Annotated in this window: 13 protein-coding genes; 7 read left to right on the forward strand and 6 right to left on the reverse strand. The window is 67.4% G+C overall.

What is annotated here, in order from left to right; all coding sequences use genetic code 11:
- Positions 1-117: 117 nt before the first annotated feature.
- The 5 genes from P5F91_RS02175 to P5F91_RS02195 form a co-directional block, all read right to left on the reverse strand.
- Positions 118-1,611, reverse strand: coding sequence for an FAD/NAD(P)-binding protein (locus P5F91_RS02175; RefSeq protein WP_145612664.1), 1,494 nt, complete (start codon positions 1,609-1,611; stop codon positions 118-120).
- 167 nt (positions 1,612-1,778) lie between these two features.
- Positions 1,779-2,561 carry an ATP-binding cassette domain-containing protein gene (locus P5F91_RS02180; protein ID WP_277906348.1) on the reverse strand — a complete coding sequence of 261 codons (783 nt, stop codon included), beginning with the start codon at positions 2,559-2,561 and terminating at the stop codon, positions 1,779-1,781.
- Complete coding sequence (gene ssuC / locus P5F91_RS02185) at positions 2,558-3,346, reverse strand: aliphatic sulfonate ABC transporter permease SsuC (protein ID WP_277906349.1); 789 nt, start codon at positions 3,344-3,346, stop codon at positions 2,558-2,560. Before ssuC ends, P5F91_RS02180 begins: the two co-directional genes overlap by 4 nt.
- On the reverse strand, positions 3,343-4,557 hold the full coding sequence (gene ssuD / locus P5F91_RS02190) for an FMNH2-dependent alkanesulfonate monooxygenase (protein ID WP_145612662.1): 1,215 nt from the start codon (positions 4,555-4,557) through the stop codon (positions 3,343-3,345). Before ssuD ends, ssuC begins: the two co-directional genes overlap by 4 nt.
- Positions 4,554-5,519: a sulfonate ABC transporter substrate-binding protein gene (locus tag P5F91_RS02195; RefSeq protein ID WP_145612661.1), complete on the reverse strand. Its 966-nt coding sequence runs from the start codon at positions 5,517-5,519 to the stop codon at positions 4,554-4,556. Before P5F91_RS02195 ends, ssuD begins: the two co-directional genes overlap by 4 nt.
- 354 nt (positions 5,520-5,873) lie before the next feature.
- Here P5F91_RS02195 and tyrS point away from each other — a divergent pair, with 354 nt between their 5' ends.
- The 7 genes from tyrS (at position 5,874) to P5F91_RS02230 (ending at position 16,993) form a co-directional block, all read left to right on the forward strand.
- Positions 5,874-7,133 carry a tyrosine--tRNA ligase gene (gene tyrS / locus P5F91_RS02200; RefSeq protein ID WP_277906350.1) on the forward strand — a complete coding sequence of 420 codons (1,260 nt, stop codon included), beginning with the start codon at positions 5,874-5,876 and terminating at the stop codon, positions 7,131-7,133.
- A 94-nt stretch (positions 7,134-7,227) separates the two neighbouring features.
- Positions 7,228-8,043 carry a hypothetical protein gene (locus tag P5F91_RS02205; RefSeq protein WP_145612659.1) on the forward strand — a complete coding sequence of 272 codons (816 nt, stop codon included), beginning with the start codon at positions 7,228-7,230 and terminating at the stop codon, positions 8,041-8,043.
- Between the two features lie 161 nt (positions 8,044-8,204).
- Positions 8,205-9,632, forward strand: coding sequence for a S10 family peptidase (locus P5F91_RS02210; protein ID WP_277906351.1), 1,428 nt, complete (start codon positions 8,205-8,207; stop codon positions 9,630-9,632).
- A 520-nt stretch (positions 9,633-10,152) separates the two neighbouring features.
- Positions 10,153-12,267 carry a TonB-dependent receptor gene (locus P5F91_RS02215; protein ID WP_277906352.1) on the forward strand — a complete coding sequence of 705 codons (2,115 nt, stop codon included), beginning with the start codon at positions 10,153-10,155 and terminating at the stop codon, positions 12,265-12,267.
- Between the two features lie 102 nt (positions 12,268-12,369).
- The gene (locus tag P5F91_RS02220) at positions 12,370-14,115 is read left to right on the forward strand and encodes a M61 family metallopeptidase (RefSeq protein WP_277906353.1); all 1,746 of its coding nucleotides are present in this window, start codon (positions 12,370-12,372) and stop codon (positions 14,113-14,115) included.
- Positions 14,116-14,298: 183 nt separating this feature from the next.
- On the forward strand, positions 14,299-15,513 hold the full coding sequence (locus P5F91_RS02225; protein ID WP_186454897.1) for a pyridoxal phosphate-dependent aminotransferase: 1,215 nt from the start codon (positions 14,299-14,301) through the stop codon (positions 15,511-15,513).
- 28 nt (positions 15,514-15,541) lie between these two features.
- Positions 15,542-16,993 (forward strand): S10 family serine carboxypeptidase-like protein, encoded by a 1,452-nt coding sequence (locus tag P5F91_RS02230; RefSeq protein ID WP_277906354.1) that lies wholly within the window; start codon positions 15,542-15,544, stop codon positions 16,991-16,993.
- A gap of 23 nt (positions 16,994-17,016) precedes the next feature.
- Here P5F91_RS02230 and P5F91_RS02235 read toward each other — a convergent pair whose 3' ends face one another.
- The gene (locus P5F91_RS02235) at positions 17,017-17,502 is read right to left on the reverse strand and encodes an Lrp/AsnC family transcriptional regulator (protein WP_088874737.1); all 486 of its coding nucleotides are present in this window, start codon (positions 17,500-17,502) and stop codon (positions 17,017-17,019) included.
- Positions 17,503-17,620 lie beyond the last annotated feature (118 nt).

The following is a 17,620-nucleotide window of genomic DNA, read 5'->3' on the forward strand; positions in this document are numbered from 1 at the left end:
TGGTGAGGGCGGGTCGACCACGGCAGACCTGCGTGAGCGCCTGGTCGGCATGCAGCGCGGCAGCCAGGCCCCGCTGGTGGATGGCTGGATCCGCCGGGTGATCTAAACCCAGTCCGATCAGGCGGGCATCCGGCTGCGGGTGCCCGCCTTCGGCTTTTCCGGGGCGGCCTGGCCCGGCAGACGCTGGGCCACGGACCGCGCCACCTCCTCCGCATGGATCAGCACCTGAGGCAGGCCCATCAGCTCGCCGAAGGTGGCGCGGGCAAGGGGGCCGGCCACCCACAACGTCTCATCCGGCACGCCGCGCACGTCGATGACGCGGCTCTGCTCATCCACGGCGATGCCCAGGCCCAGCGCGTCGGGATGAAGGCGTCCGGTCGACACCAGGGGGGCCAGGGCGGGAACGGCATCGATCAGATGGTCGTGTGCCGGCCCGGTGGCCACCACCACCGCGTCCACCGTGCGGGTCAGGGCGGGGCCGCCCCGGCGGGGACGCAGGGTGACATGCACGCCAGCGGCATCGGCCCGGATGTCGGCCAGGTTGGCCGCCAGGATTTCAAGCTGCCCCCGCGCTTCCAGCTCATGGATGGTCGCCTCCGGCTGCGGGGCGATGCGGTAGCGGTGCGCGTCCCAGAAGGGGCGCAGGTGACGCAGCATTTTGCGCTTCTGGTCCAGGGGTAGGGCCTGCCAGATGGCGCGGGCGTCCCGGCGCACGGCGTCCAGCACCGTCTGCCACGGCCGGCCCTCCACATCCGCAGCTTTCACCGTGGCGCGGATGCGGCGCAGCAGGGCCAGGGCCGTCACCTCCGGCCGGGTGGCGAAGTCACCCACCAGCTCGCTCGCGTCCAGGGCATGTCCCCGGGGCGTCAGGCCACGACGGGAGAAGACGGTGATTGGCCCCTTGTGCCCCCCGGCCTCCAGCGTGGCCAGGATGTCGGCCATGGTGAGGCCCGAGCCCACCACCAGCACCCGGGCGTTGGTGTCCAGCCCCTCCAGCGCGCCGGGCGCCCAGGGGTTCGCGATCAGGCGCGGGTCGTCGCCCAGCGCCGCTACGAGGTTCCGGGGCGGGGCCGGCGGCGGGTGGCTGGTGGCGATGATCACCACATCGGCCACCAGACGGCCGCCGTTTTCCAGCGCCACGGCATAGCCGAAGGACTGGCCCGGCGGCGCATCACGGGGGATGGGGGTGATGGATGTCGCCCGCTGCTGCACATGACGGATGTGGGCGGGCCCGTCGGAGGCCGCCTGTTCCCGCACCAGCCCGTCGAGATAGCGCCCGAACTCCAGCCGGCTGGAGAAGATGTGCCCGCCCTTGACCAGGGCCTGCGGGTCCGTGGCCAGCACGCCGGAGCGGCGCAGCCAGCGGTCGAAATGGCCCATGTCGGCGGAAAAAGCGCTCATGCGCGCGGCTGGCACGTTGATGCGGTGCTGCGGATCGGGGGTGGAATAGGCGACACCGCCCCCCAGCAGCGGACGCGGCTCCACGATATCGATGTCCACCGGCACCGGCGTGCCCCGGGCCAAGTGCAAGGCGGCCACGGCCCCGCTGAAGCCGCCGCCCAGGATGACGACGCGGGGGGCGGTTCTTTGGTGCGCATCACCCAGGGACATGGGGAACCCGATCAAGTGATACCGGTGCAGCGATGCCGTCTATAGGGCGGCGGCGGTCAGGCTGTCGGGTGCCAGAGTGTCAGGGGCAAGCGATTGGTTCAAGGCGGCACGTAGTTGCCTTTTGTGAACTTCAAAAGTGATCGTTGCGCGTCCAGGGGCACTCTCTTTTAGACGGCGTTGAGGATGCGGCGTTCCAGTTCCGCCAGCCGGGGGGCGCCGGTGGCGCGGGCGCCGCGCGGGATGTCGACGGCGATGTCCTCGGCCACGCGCCCGTCGCGCAGCACCAGCACGCGATCGGCCAGGGCCACGGCCTCGGCCACGTCGTGGGTGATGAGGATGGCGGTGAAGCCGTGCTGGCCCCAAATCCGGGTCAGCAGGCGGTGCATGTCCGCCCGGGTCAGGGCGTCCAGGGCGCCGAAGGGTTCGTCCAGCAGCAGGATGCCGGGCTCCGTCACCAGGGCGCGGGCCAGGGCCACGCGCTGCTTCTGCCCGCCGGACAGGACGTAGGGCCAGTCGCCCGCGCGATCCGCCAGGCCCACCTCGGCCAGCAGCGCCTGGGCGCGTGCCTTCCAGCCGGGCCCCCGGGCGATGCCGACATTGCTCAGCACCCGCTGCCAGGGCAGCAGGCGGGCGTCCTGGAACAGCAGGCGCACGTCGGGCTGCAGGCCCCGGCGGGCCGTGCCGTCGATGCGGATGGTGCCACTGGTTGGGCCGTCCAGCCCGGCGATGAGGCGCATCAGCGTGGTCTTGCCACCGCCCGAGCGGCCGACGACGGCGACGAACTGCCCAGCCGGGATTACCAGGTCCAGGCCCTTCAGCACGCCCACGTCGCCGAAGGCCTTGGTGACGCCGTCGAAGGCCAGTTCCAAGCCCTTGCCGGTAACGGTAGTCTGGTCCTGAACCTCGGGCTGAACCTGGGGTGGGGGCGCCGCGCGCAGGGGGACCATCATGCCGCCTCCAGCCCGGTATGGAAGGACGGGTTCCACTCCAGCGCCCTGCGCTCCAGCCAGCGCGACGCGATGTCGGCCAGCTTTCCCAGCAGGGCGTAGACGATGATGCCCAGGAGCACCATGTCGGTCTGCAGGAACTCCCGCGCGTTCATGGTCATGTAGCCGATGCCGGAGGAGGCGGAGATGGTCTCCGCCACGATCAGGGTCAGCCACATGATGCCCAGGGCGTAGCGCAGGCCCACCAGGATGGCGGGCAAGGCGCCCGGCAGGATGACGCGCAGATAAAGGGCCACGGGCCTCAGGCCATAGACCCGCCCCATCTCCACCAGGCCCCGGTCCACCGAGCGGATGCCGTGGAAGGTGTTGAGGTACATGGGGAACAGAACGCCCACGGCCACCAGGAAGACCTTCGCCTCCTCCCCGATGCCGAACCACAGGATGACCATGGGGATGATGGCCAGGTGCGGCACGTTGCGCAGCATCTGCAAGGAACTGTCCAGGATGTCCTCGGCCAGGGGCAGGGCGCCGTTGATCAGGCCCAGGGCGAAGCCCAGGCCGCCGCCGATGGCCAGGCCCAGCACGGCGCGTTCGGCACTGATGCCGACGTGGTGGGGCAGGCTGCCGTCCTTCAACGTGGTCCAGAAAGCGACGGCGATGTCGCTGGGCGCCGGCAGCACGCGGGCCGACAGCCATCCCGCCTTGGCCGCCACCTCCCACACCGCCAGCAGGGCGATGGGCAGCAGCCAGGGGACCAGCCCCCGGCGCAGCGCGGTAGCCCTGGTCATGATGCCGACGCCTGGCGCAGGGCGGCGGTATCCTTGGGCGCCGGGGGCAGGGTGTTGGCGATGCGCTCGCCGAACGGGCCATGGTTGGTGGCCTCGCCCTTGTCCCGGCCATTGCCGGGCGCCAGCGGCAGCAGGGGGAAGACCAGTTCGGCGAAGCGGTAGGCTTCCTCCAGGTGCGGGTAGCCCGACAGGATGAAGCTGTCGATGCCGACGGCCATGTATTCCTTCATGCGCTGCGCCACCGTCTCCGGATCGCCCACCAGGGCGGTGCCGGCGCCGCCGCGCACCAGGCCCACGCCGGCCCACAGGTTGGGGCTGACCTCCAGCTTGTCGCGCCGGCCGCCGTGCAGCGCCTGCATGCGGGCCTGACCCACGCTGTCCATGCGGGCGAAGGTCTTCTGGGCCTGGGCGATGGTGGCGTCATCCACGTGCTGGATCAGCTCATCGGCGGCACGCCAGGCAGCCTCGTTGGTTTCGCGCACGATGACATGCAGGCGGATGCCGAAGGTCACCTTGCGGCCCTTGGCGGCTGCGGCGGCGCGGACGACGGCCACCTTCTCCGCCACCTGCGCCGGTGGCTCGCCCCAGGTCAGGTATTTGTCGACCGTCTCCGCCGCCACGTCGATGCCGGCGGTCGATGATCCGCCGAAATACAGGGGCGGGTAGGGCCGCTGCAGGGAGGGGAAGAACAGTCGCCCATCCTCGATGCGGATGTGCTTGCCTTCATAATGCACCGTCTCGCCGGCGATCAGGCGGGTCCAGACCGACAAGAATTCCCGCGTCACCTCATAGCGCTCTGTATGCGACAGGAAGATGCCGTCGCCGGCGTTCTCCACCGGGTCGCCGCCGGTTACCACATTGATCAGCAGCCGGCCGTTGGACACCCGGTCCAGTGTGGCCGCCATACGGGCCGAAACGGTGGGCGACTGCAAGCCGGGCCGTACCGCTACCAGATAGCGCAAGCGTTCCGTCAGCGGGGCCAGGGCGGAGGCGATGACCCAGCTGTCCTCGCAACTGCGCCCGGTGGGCAGCAGCACGCCGTAGTAGCCCAGGCTGTCGGCCGCCTGTGCGATCTGCTTCAGGTAATCGAAGCTGACGGCGCGGGCGCCGTGGGTGGTGCCCAGATAGCGGCCGTCGCCATGGGTGGGGATGAACCAGAAGACGTTCGCTTCCGTCACCGGTTCGGCAGGGTGAAGGGGGGTGTCGCTCATGATTTCGATCCGGGAATGGCGTCGGAGACGCGGATGGGCTTGGGGATCAGCCCCAGCTGGTGGAAGGTGTCGGCGATCTTCTGCTGGGCAGCGACCACCTCGGGCGTAATGGGCTGCACGCCGTAGCCCATGCGGGCCAGCGCCGTTTCCAGCACCGGCGCCGGGATGCCCACCTGCGGGCTCAGGCGCTGGGCCACGGCCTTCTGGTCGCCCCTGGACTGGGCGTCGATGTCCTTCAGTGCCGCCAGGATGGTCTGAACCACCTGGGGCCGCGTCTCGTTGAAGCCGCGTTCGGCCAGGTAGAACTGGTGGTTGGCCACCAGATTGCTGCCGTCGGGGCGCACGCCGTCCAACAGCACCCTGGCCTGGGTGGCGGCGGCCGCGGCGGCGTAGTAGGGGTCCCAGATGACCCAGGCATCGACGCTGCCCTGCTCGAACGCCGCGCGGGCGTCGGCCGGCGCCAAGTAGGTGGGCTGGATGTCGCTGTATGCCAGGCCCGCTTCCTCCAGCGCCTTCACCAGCAGGTAGTGGACGTTGGAGCCCTTGTTCAGCGCCACCTTCTTGCCCTTCAGGTCGGCCACGCTTTTCAGCGGGCTATCCTTGGGTACCAGGATGGCCTCGCCCTTGGGTGCCGGCGGTTCCACGCCGACATAGACTAGGGGGGCGCCCGCGGCCTGGGCGAAGATGGGGGGCGCTTCGCCGGTGATGCCGAAGTCCAGCGCGCCGACGTTCAGCGCCTCCAGCAACTGCGGGCCGCCGGGGAATTCCCGCCATTCCACAGCGACGCCTTGGGCTTTCAGCTGTTCGTCCAGCTTGCCGCTTTCCTTCAGCAGAAGCAGGGTTCCGTATTTCTGATAGCCGATGCGCACCGGCTTTTCCGCTGCGGATGCCGCGCCAATACCCAGGGTCAAGGCCGCAGCCAGGGCCAGGCGGCAAAGGGCGGAATAGGCTTTACCCATCATGGTCTCCCGCAAATCAACACTATGGGATATGTTATTTATCAATCGGTGCGCGTTATTCTACGATCTAAGTTGAGGCTAAATTAACGATCTGTTGAGAGTCAATCTATATAATTGACAACAAAATTATGTTAAATAAGGAGGCTATGCGCTGCGGCGGCTTGACAGGACGGCGGCGGGATGATCACCATCCGCCCATGGTCACGACGCTGCCCCTCTGCTGCACGTATTACGCGCCCTCCTGATAGGAGCGGCGTTGTTCGACCATGTTGAAACGATGCCGCCGCCAAGGCGGCAGTCGTTTTCCAGAAAGCGGTCTCCCTCTTGGTGGCGGTCCACCAGACCAGGAACCGCTTCATGGATACCCAGGATTTTTCCCCACAGACACCACGCTCCACCGCCCTGCAGGTGCTTGGCGCGCGCGGCTACATTCACCAGTGCACCAACCTGGATGGGCTGGACGCGGCCTTCGCGGCCGGTGTGGTGCCGGTCTACATCGGCTTCGACGCCACGGCCGACAGCCTGCACGTGGGGCATCTGCTGCCCATCATGACGCTGCGCCGCCTGCAACGGGCGGGGCACAAGCCCATCGTGCTGATCGGCGGCGGCACCACCAGGGTGGGTGACCCCAGCTTTCGCGCCACGGAACGTCCGCTGCTGACCGACGACCAGATCGCCGCCAACATCCAGGGCATCCGCCGGGTTTTCGAACGTTTCCTGACCTTCGGGTCGGGGCCCATCGATGCCGTCATGGTCAACAACGCCGATTGGCTGGACCGCCTGGGTTACATCGACCTGTTGCGCGACATCGGCCGCCATTTCTCCGTCAACCGCATGCTGTCCTTCGACAGCGTGAAGGCGCGGCTGGAGCGGCAGGACCCCATGAGCTTCCTGGAATTCAACTACATGATCCTCCAGGCCTTCGATTTCCTGGAACTGCACCGCCGCGCCGGCTGCCTGGCGCAGATGGGCGGGTCGGACCAATGGGGCAATATCGTCAACGGCATCGACCTGGTGCGCCGGCTTGAGGGGCGGGAGGTCTTCGGCCTGACCACCCCGCTGCTGACCACCGCGTCCGGTGCCAAGATGGGCAAGACCGCCGGCGGTGCCGTCTGGCTGAACGCCGACCGGCTGCCGCCCTACGGCTACTGGCAGTTCTGGCGCAACACGGAGGATGCCGACGTCGGCCGCTTCCTGCGCCTGTTCACCGATCTGCCGCTGGAGCGCATCGCGGAACTGGAGGCGCTGCCGGGGGCGGAGATCAACCAGGCCAAGGAGGTGCTGGCCAACGCCGCGACCGCCCTGGCCCACGGGCCCGAGGCAGCCCAGGCCGCCAATGAGACCGCCCGCCGGGCCTTCACCGGCACCAACGCCGAGGGCCTGCCGGCGGTGGCGCTGACGGTGGAGGAGGTGCCGGACGGCGCCCTGGTGGTCGACCTGCTGGTGCGCGGCGGCCTGGCGGCCTCGAAAGGGGAGGCGCGGCGCCTGATCGCCGGGGGCGGCGTGCGGGTCGATGGGGTGGCAGTGGCGGACCTGGATGCCCGCATCGTGGCGCGGGCCCTGCCGGTGCGCCTGTCGGCGGGGCGCAAGCGCCACGTCCTAGTGCGCGGTGCCTAGGGTGCAAAACGGTGAGTGCCCAGGCGATCCCTTGCGCCCACCGTTGCCCTTAGGCACAGTTCACCCGGGTAAGCACAGGGGCGTTGGGGGCGTCATGGGCAAGCGGGCGGTCATCACCTTTCTGGCGGTCGTGTTGGGAAGCGGCGGGGCGGTGGCCGCAGAGGCGCCCGTGCCCGGTCTCACGCCGGCGGACTGCCAGGCGCCCACCTCAGCCTCCTTCCAGGCGCTGTGCGCCGATCCCGGCCTGCACCAGTTGATCGACAGTGTTCAGGATGTGCCCTATGTCCGCCTGGGCCGTGCCTGGACGGTGGACGAGGCGATGTTCCAGCGCTGCGATGCCACGCTGGACGCCCGCGCCTGCCTGGAACGGGAATACCGGATGAAGATCAAGGCGGTGCAGGCGGAATCGGCCAAGCGCGCCATGGCCTACGCCCCCGATGGCAGCAAGGCCGACGCCAAGATGCTGCTGGCCCGCATCGCCGGCATCTACCGTCACCCGGTCAAGACCGCCGACAGCATCCACGGGGCGGAGGACGTGCTGCAGGTGACGCCGGTGGCGGATGGCGCCGCCTACCTGGACATGCGCCTGTCCTTTTATAACGGGCAGAGTTGCACCCTGACCGGCATCGCGGAATACAAAAAGATCGGCAGCTTCGTCTTCCAGGATCCGGCGCCCACACAGCGCTGCCTGCTGACCATGACCCTTAGCGGGGATGAGGTGGGCTTTAGCGATCCCACCGGCGCCTGCGCCAAGTTCTGTGGGGAGCATGCCAGCCTGACGGCGGAAACCTTTGTGCTGAAGCAGAAAAAGAAGCTCCGCACCCTACCGGCCGCGCAGCAATCTCCGGCGTACCAGGAAGCCATGCAAGCCTACCAGGCGCGCCACGCCACGGCCAAGGCCACCCCCTGACGGCCAGTCCCCGCATAAAACTTGCCGTCACCCGCCCGGCGAGCGGGATAACGCAAAAACATTCCGCCGCCGGCCGGTATTATTTCCCCTGAGAACAGGGCGCCTGCGACAGGGGGACGATGATGACCGGCAAAGCCACCGGACGTAAAGTGGGGGGCCTGATGGCCGCGCTGATGCTGGCCGCATCCATGTCGGCATTCGCGGACGCGCCGGCCGTGACCCATCACACCACCACGCTGAACGGCCATAAGCTGGCCTACACCGCGACGGTGGAAGGGACGGACGTGAATGACGCCGCGGGCAAGCCGGGCGCGCACCTGGTGAGCTTCGCCTACACCGTGGAAGCCAAGGACGCGGCCAAACGGCCGGTGACCTTCGTCTTCAACGGCGGGCCCATCACCGCCTCCCTCTGGCTGCACCTGGGTGTCATGGGGCCGAAACGCGTGGCCGTGCCGGATGACCTGAAGGCTGATCCCTCCACCTTCACGCTGGTGGACAACCCCTATTCGCCGCTGGACGCCACCGACCTGGTGTTCATCGACCCGGCCTCCACCGGTTTCAGCCGAGTGGCCGAGGGCGTCGATCCCAAGAGCTATTTCTCGGTGAAGGCGGACGGGCAGGAGGTCACGGCCTTCATTCAGGCTTGGCTGGCGCAGCATCACCGCGACGTGTCCGCCGTTTACCTGCTGGGTGAAAGCTACGGCACCATGCGTGCGGCCGAGGTGGCCGGCCAACTGGCCGAGCTGCCCAAGCCCATCCCGCTGGCTGGCGTGCTGCTGATGGGCCAGGCGGTCAACATCATCGAATACGTGCAACGGCCGCAGAACATCATGAGTTACGTGGTGTCGCTGCCCACCCTGGCGGCCATTGCCTGGTACCACCAGAAGGTGGACCGCCACGGCCTGTCGCTGGAAGCTTTCGTGGATGAGGCGCGGCGCTACGCCCAGAGCGATTACATGCCCGCCTTGTACCAGGGCGGCGAATTGCCGGCGGCGGACCGCGACCGCGTGGCCCAGCGCCTGCAGGATCTGACCGGCATTCCCGCCGCCTATTACCGCGACCACGCCCTGCGCATCAGCAAGGAGCAGTACCGGGGCGAATTGCTGAAGGATCAGGGCTTGCTGCTGGGTCGCGCCGACGCGCGCTATGCCGCCCCCATCACCGGCAAGGGCATCGGGCCCGATCCGTTCGCCGCGGCCGTCATGCCGGCATTCTCCCGCCTGTTCAAGGACTACCTCCACACCGACCTGAAGGTCGACCGCGCCGAACCCTATGTGGAGATAGCGGAGGTCCAGGGGCTGGACGACTGGGGATGGGGCTTCGCCTCGCCTTTCGCCAACTGGGCCTACAGCGACCGGCTGCTGAAGGCCATGAAGGCCAGTCCCAAGATGCGGCTGTTGATCGGCAACGGCTATTACGACACCCAGACCACGGTGGGGGCGGCGGAGTTGCTGGCCCGCCAGGGCGGCTGGCCCGAGGGCAGCGTGCGGCTGACCTTCTATGAGGGCGGGCACATGGCCTACACGGATGAGGGGGCCGCCCGCAAGTTCGGTGCCGACATCCGCGCCTTCGTCCATCCAGCACCCTGACGCCGGCAATCCCGGAAATCGCACGCCCGCAGGTGCCGCCTGCGGGCGTTTGTTTTTCGGCCTTGCGACAGGTCCTGGCTTATCGCGCGCATTCAGGGAAAATCTATTCCTCCATCCAGGATCAAGGGCATTGGAAATGCCGTCTTATGACAGCCGAGGGGTGTTCGGTTCCGCCTGATGGTCCTTCGCCCACCTGCGCGGAATGCGCTGCCGACCGGTCCCGGCAGAAAATTTCTGCAGCGCTCACTTGGGGAATAAAATTTTCTGCCCACCCGCTTCGGCATACGCAATTTGGAAAGAAAACCCCAGGCGCGGCGGTATCATAAATTATCTTTTTCGACCCCGCCGAATAACAAAATCCCACAAGGATTGGTGGCGGTAGAGGGCGCTCATAAGAACAGGGGGTAGTAATATGCAGGGCACTCGTGGAATCCGGGCGTTACTCGCCACGACTATTCTTACAACTTTTTCTTTCTGGTCGCTGCCGAGTTTCGCCGATGGTGCCGCGGCCGACGACAGCTTGGATGAGCTGCAAGAGATCGTCGTCACGGCGCAGAAGAAGACCGAACGCCTGATGGACGTGCCGGCCTCCATCGCCGTCGTTTCCAGCCAGTCGCTGCTGCAAGCCAACAACACCCAGCTGCGCGACTTCTACACCCAGGTGCCGGGCCTGAACGTCACGTCCAGCGGCAACGGCCGCACCACCATCGCCATCCGTGGCATCACCACGGGTGCCGGCAATAACCCCACCGTGGGCCTGACCATCGATGACGTTCCCATCGGCTCCGCCACCAGCGGCGGCCTGGGTGACGCGGTGGTGCCGGAAATCGATCCGTCCAGCCTGCAGCAAATCGAAGTGCTGCGCGGGCCCCAGGGCAGCCTGTATGGCGCCAGCTCCATGGGCGGCCTGATCCGCTACGTGACGGCGGCGCCCAGCCTGACCGAGACCTTCGGCCAAGTGGCCGTGTCCGGTTCCAGCGTCGCCCATGGCGGCGAGGGCGGCGGCGGCCGCGCCTACATCAACGTGCCCATCGTCGAGGACAAGCTGGGCCTGCGGGTCAGCGCCTTCGCCCGCATGGACCCGGGCTACATGACCAACGCCAACAGCGGCCAGACGGAAATCAACGTCAACCGCACGGAAGGCGGCCGCGCCAGCCTGCTATGGCAGATCACGCCCAGCGTCAGCTACCAGGCATCCGCCACCTACCAGCACATGACGGCCGGCGGCTCGGCCAACGAGTACGTCTCGGTGGATCGCGTGCCCACCTATGGCGACTATACCCAGGCGCCCATCGCCGGCCTGAACACCGGCTATCTCGACATGGGCATCTACAACGGCAACCTGAAGGCCGACCTGGGCTTCGCCAACCTGGTGGCCGTCACCTCCTATAGCCACACGGTGTTCAACGGCCCGCAGGACACCACCGGCACCTTCGGCCGCTATCTGGGCTTCTTCTTCCCGTCTTCGGCCCTGCCGGGCCTGGGCACCGGCATCTACAACTATTACCAGACGAACAAGCTCAGCCAGGAAATCCGCCTGGAATCCCAGCCGGGCGGCATGATCGATTGGATGGTCGGCGGCTTCGCCACCAATGAGGACAACCTGAACCGCCAGAACGTCTACGTCGCCAACAAGGCCAACGGCGAAAACGTTGGCTTCCCAGACCTCTACACCGTCTTCGGACCGTCGCATTACCGGGAGTATGCCGGCTTCGGTTCCGCCACCTATCACTTCGATGACAAGCTGGATTTCACCTTCGGCGGCCGCTTCAGCCGGCAGTTCCAAGAAAGCTACCAGGATGTCGGCGGCGTGCTGCAGGGTGACAACGAAATCACCGACATCCATTCCGGCACCAGCGTCTTCACCTATTCGCTGGGCCCGCAGTACCACATCAACAAGGACATGATGGTCTATGGCCGCGTGTCCACGGGCTTCCGTCCGGGCGGTCCCAATGCCGCCCCAGGTGAGCCCGCCGCCTACAACTCCGACACCACCACCAACTACGAGGTGGGCTTCAAGGGCGTCGTGGTTGATCGCCTGCTGACGGTGGACGCCGCCCTGTTCGACATCGAGTGGGATGACATCCAGCTGCAGGCGGCGTCGCCCACCGGCTTCTCCTACGTGCAGAACGGCGGCACGGCCCGGTCGCGCGGTGGCGAGTTGACGCTGACCCTGACGCCCTCGGAAGGGCTGAGCGTCGTGGCCAACCTGGGCTACACCGACGCGACGCTGACCGAAAACATCAAGACCTCGGGCCTGTACGGCCTGAAGGGCCAGCGCCTGCCGTACTCCGCCAAGTTCAGCGGCAGCCTGTCCGCGGACCAGAAGTTCCGCATCATCGACGGCTTCAACGGCTTCGTCGGCGCCACCGTGTCCTACATCGGCGACCGCTACAGCGTGTTCCCGACCAAGTCCACAGGCCAGCGTTTCTTCATGCCGTCCTACACCACCGTGGACCTGCGCGCCGGCGTCACCCACGACGACTGGAACCTGTCCGTTTACGCCAAGAACCTGGGCAACGAGATCGCCTTCGTCTCCGGCGGCCCGCTGGATACCATCACCCGCACGGGCATCTACTCGGCGGCCATCATCCAGCCGCGCACCTTCGGCATGACCATCAGCAAAGACTTCTGATGGCCAAGCCTTGATGGACGCGTGAGTGACGGGGCCGGTCCGGCAGCACCGGGTCGGCCCCCTGTTTTCTGGGGTCGGTAGAAGCAGGCGGGGGCGCGGGCAATGCGGTATTTCAAGACGAGTGGCTTGGCGGCCCTGCTGGCGCTGTCCGCCGCACCGGCGGCCTTGGCGGCAGCGCCCCAGCTGGCCGTGACGTTGAAGCCGGCGGCGGCGGACGGGGCGGGGCCCAATGGGGAAGGAATCGTGCCTTTTGTCGATGTCACGGTTGAGATCCCGGACGTGGCGGTGGAGGCGGGGGCGCCGCTGCTGCGCCTGCCGCTGGTGGCCAATAACGTCAAGAGTGTCGCCGACACGCTGACGAACCTGACGGCCAGCGACGCCGCCGGTTCCGTAGCACTGACGGCCAAGGACGATGCCGACAGGCCGGCCATGGCCTACCGCCACTGGACGGCGGCGCGGGTGGTCAAGGGCGCGCTGACGGTCCGTTATCGCGCCCCGATCACCACCCTGGCCAACCCGCGCGGCGCCGCCCCGCCGCTGGAACTGCGCACCGACGGCGGCGGCTTTTCCGGTGCGGCCGAGACCTTTTTGATCCTGCCGGAGGCGGATGCCAAGTATGGCCTGGCGCTGCGTTGGGACCTGTCGGCGGCCGGCCCAGGCGCCGCCGGCGTTTCCAACTTCGGCACGGGTGACGTGACCTCCAGCGGTCCCTTGAGTGCGGACGACCTTGGCGCCACCTATGTCATGGGTGGGGCCATCCACCGCTATCCCGAGGTTCCACCCAAGCAAGGCTTCTTCTCCGCCTGGCAAGGCAGCCCGCCCTTCGACGGCACGGAACTGATGCGGTGGACGGAATCGCTGTATCATCATTACCTGGGCTATTTCGAGGCGGTGGGCATGCCGCCCTACGGCGTTTTCCTGCGGCCCAACCTGGTGAACGCCGGCGGCGGTGTGGAACTGAACGGCGCCTTCATCGGCACCTTCGACCAGAAGACCGACGTGAAGGACTTCAAGTTCACCCTGGCGCACGAAATGGTTCACACCTTCGTGCGGTCGCTGGACGCTTCAAAGGCGGACGGGCCGCAGGGCCTGACCTCATCCTGGTTCAGCGAGGGCATCGCGGTCTATTACCAGAACCGCCTGCCGCTGCGCGCCGGCATGATCACGGGTGATGAGTTCCTGAAGGATCTCAACACCACCGCCGCCCGCTACTACACCAACGCCCTGAATGGAACGCCCAACAGCGCCATCCCGGACCGCTTCTGGGCCGACACCCGCATCCGTGTGCTGCCCTACGACCGGGGCGCCCTCTACTTCGCCCTGGTGGATGGCGAGGTGCGCAAGGCCAGCCAAGGCAAGCGCTCCCTGGATGATCTGATCCTGGCCATGCTGGACCGCCGCCGCCACGGCCGACCCATGGACCACGCCGCCTGGGTGGCGATCATCACCAAGGAGTTGGGCCCGCGCGGCAAGGTGGAACTGGACGCCATGCTGAACGGCGCCCTGGTCCTGCCGGACGACGATGCCTTCGGCCCCTGCTTCACCCGCACCACGGCCCCCTTGCGCCGCTATCAGCTGGGCTTCGATCCTGAGGTGTTGATCCAGCCCAAACGCATCGTGCACGGCCTGATCCCCGGCTCGGCCGCGGCGGACGCCGGCCTGCGCGAGGGGGATGAGATCGTGAAGCCCGTGCCGCAGGACATGATCCAGGGAAACCAGCAGGCCACGCTGACCCTGCAGATACGCCGCGACGGCCAGGTCTTCCCCATCACCTACCTGCCCCGGGGCGAAACGGTGCAAGCCTATCAATGGGCCCGGCGCCTGGACGCGCCGGCCAATTGCCGATAGGGCGGGAACCGGTGCGGTCAGCTTATGCGCGACTCCGGCGGGATGCCGCATAAACCGACCGCCACCACCCTGCCGGACCCGGGCATACGCAAAAAAGCACCCGCCAAGTCGAATAGAATTTAGGCATTGCCGGCTTCGGTGGCCCTTCGCGCCCGAACGCCTCGTCCGAATAGGAAGTACGCCTTGAAATCTGCCGGTAAATCCGTCGGTCCCGCGTCCAACGTCCCGTCCGGGACCTCGTCCGGCGGCGACTTCTTCGCGGCCACCCAATATTCCGACTGGGTGCGGGGGTCCATACGCGCGCTCGCCGGCCGGCCCAACGCCATCGCCCTGTACGACAGCACCATCAGCGAACCTTCGGATCTGCTGGCGGGACTGGTGGCCAAGTCGCTGGTCACCGTGGATGACGACGGCGCGCCACGGCTCAGCAACCGCTACGTCAGTGTCTTCGCCAACGGCAACCGCTTCCTGGTCGACGCGCTGTGCGCGCGCTATGACGAGACGCCGGAGCGGTTGCAGACCGTCACCGGCGTCACCGGCGCCCTGCAACTGATCCTGCGCGCCCTGGTGAAGCCGGGCGAACGGGTGCTGATCGAAAACCCGGGGTTCAAGCTTCTCACCAACCTGGCCTTGGAGGCGGGCGCCGCAGTGGATGAGCTGGACCGGCCGGCGCCGCATTTCGGCATCGACCCGGCCCAGGTGGCGGCCAGGCTGACGCCCGATACCCGCCTGGTCATCCTGACCAACCCGCACAACCCCACCGGCGTGTTCCTGGACCACGCCACCCTGAAGGCCGTGGCGCAGGCGGCGGCCACCGTCGGCGCGCTGCTGGTGGTGGATGAGGTCTACGGCGATTTCGCCCGGCGCCCCTCGGCCGGGCTGGCGGCCAGGCTGGCGCCCAACATCATCAGCTTGGCCAGCCTGACCAAGGTGTTCGGCCTGTTCGCGCTCAAGTGCGGCTGGATGGTGGCGGCACCCGAGGTGCTGGGCCGCATCCGTGCCGGCCAGCCGGAGGGGGATGTCGGCCTGTCCAAGCTGTCGCACGCCGTGGCTGCCCATGTGATGGAGAATGCCGACACCTTCGACCGGCACTGGCAGGCGGTCATGACCGCCACCACGCCGGTGCTGCACCGCCACGCCGCCGCCATGCGGGACGAGGGCTTGATCGAGGGCGCGGTGCCGGCGGCCGGTTGCCTTTATTTCCCGCGCATCGTCGGGGTGGCGGACACACTGGCGCTGACCCGTCACCTGTGGAATCAGGTCGATCTGCTGGTGGCGCCCGGCGAGTATTTCGGCCTGGCCGGCCATGTCCGTCTGGGCTACGCCGGTGATGCCGAGACATTGGACCGGGGATTGAGCCGGTTGCACGCCGGCCTGCGGGCCTGGCGGGATCGCTGAGGGAAACGCGGCAACGGGGGAGTGGGGCATGCGGGCGGCAATACGGAACGGCATCAGCGCGGTGGCCCTGGCCTTGGCGGGCTGCGCGGCCCATGACCCGGCGATGGCACCCCCTTCCGGAGTCGCCCAGCAGATTACCCTGGCGGGCAAGCCACTGCGCTACGTGGCCGAGGCCGCGACCCTGGACCTGACCGATGCGCAGGGTGTGGTGCGGGGCCACATCTTCTACGTCGCCTATCGTGTTCCCGGGCAAGGTGGGCGGCCGGTCACCTTCCTGTGGAACGGCGGGCCTGGTGCCAATTCCACGTTGCTGCATTTCGAGGCCTTCGGGCCGAAGCGGCTGGAGGGCGGCGCCCTGGTGGACAACGCCCAGACCCTGCTGGCCGACAGCGACCTGGTGTTCGTCGATCCCGTGGGCACGGGCTTCAGCCGCCCGGCGACGGCGCAGGATGGGTCGCGTTTTTTCAGCACTCTGGGCGACCAGTCCTCCATCACCGACTTCGTGCAGGTCTGGACCCAGCGCCATGCCGATGCCCGCACACCGGTCTACCTCATCGGTGAAAGCTTCGGCGTCTGGCGCGCCGCCGGCGTGGCGGAGGCACTGGAGAAGCGCGGCCGGCCGGTGGCGGGCGTCGTCCTCATCTCCGGCGGCATTCCCGTGGGGCCGGTGCTGCCCAAGGAGCTGGTGACCGCGCTGAGGCTGCCAGGCCGTGCCGCCGCCGCCCAGGTGCACGGCCGGTTGCCGGCCAGCTTGGCGGGAACCAGCCCATCGGCCACGGCTGAGGCCACCCGCGTCTGGGCGGAACAGGTTTACGCCCCGGCCCTGGCCCATCTGGGCGATCTCAGCGCCCAGCAAAAGGCCGCCCTGGTCCAGGATGTGGCCCACCATATGGGCGTGGACCCGTCCCTGGTTGACAGGACCAGCCTGGTGGTCTCGTCCCGCCAGTTCCTGAACAATCTTCTGCCCGGCCGTCGGCTGGATACCTTCGACATGCGTATCAGCACGACGGCGGGACAGGCGGAGGCGGCGGAGCCGGGTGGCCCGGTCATGGTGCGTTACCTGCGCGAGACCCTGGGCTACCACACCGATCTGCCCTATCTGGGGCTGGAGAAGGACACCGACCCGGCGGCCAAGCCGGTGGGCGAGCAGTGGGACTACAATTCCGGGGATACCTCACCGGCCGCCTTCGCCGCCGCCATCGCTGCCGCGCGCGCGGGTGAGGGGCCGCCCGGTGCGGAACCCTGGATCCGCAGGGCCATGGAGATGGACGGCAAGCTGCGCGTCTTTGCCGCCGCCGGGCTGTACGACAGCCTGAACAGCTGCGCCGCCAACGAGATTCTGAAGGCCAAGCTGGAGCCGGGCCTGTCCGCCCGGCTGTCGGTGAACTGCTACGGCGGCGGGCACATGATGTACCGCGACGCCGAGGCGCGGGTGCGCCTGAGCGCCGACCTCGGCCGCTTCATCACCCGCCAGCCCTGACTGGGCCCGGTGGGTAATTTTATTCACTGGAACTGGCGTGGTTTCAGCGGCACGGCGGTGGTGTGCTTGGCCTCCGACAGGGTCACGATGGAGCGGATGTCCTGCACGCCTGGCAGCTTCATCAGGCTGCTGAAAATGAACTGCTGATACCATTTGACGTCCGGCGCCACGACCTTCATCAGGATGTCCATCTCCCCGAATACGGTATAGCATTCAAGGATCTCTGGAATGTTCTCCACGCCCCGGAAAAAGGTCTGGCGTTCCTCGTCCGACAGCCGGGCCATCTTCACCTGGGCGAAGATCTGCATGTGGAAGCCCAGCTTCTCCCGGTCGACGATGACCACCTGGCCCTTGATATAGCCCTCGCCCTGCAGGCGCTGGATGCGGCGCCAGCAGGGGGATTGGGAAATCCCCACCTTTTCAGCCAGTTCCGCCGTGGTTAGTGACGCGTCTTTCTGCATCAGCGTCAGGATTTTCATGTCTATGGCGTCGAGTTCCGCAGCCGGCATATCCTATGTGATCCCCCTGTTCATTCTGGTATCGCCCATGGGGTCTTCCGCCCCTGTCCGGCATAAATCTACCTTCTTCGGGCAGCCCTCGATAGTGCCGGTTTCAGGGAACGACGGG

The sequence above is a fragment of the Nitrospirillum amazonense genome (genome assembly GCF_029594735.1).
GTDB lineage: Bacteria > Pseudomonadota > Alphaproteobacteria > Azospirillales > Azospirillaceae > Nitrospirillum > Nitrospirillum amazonense.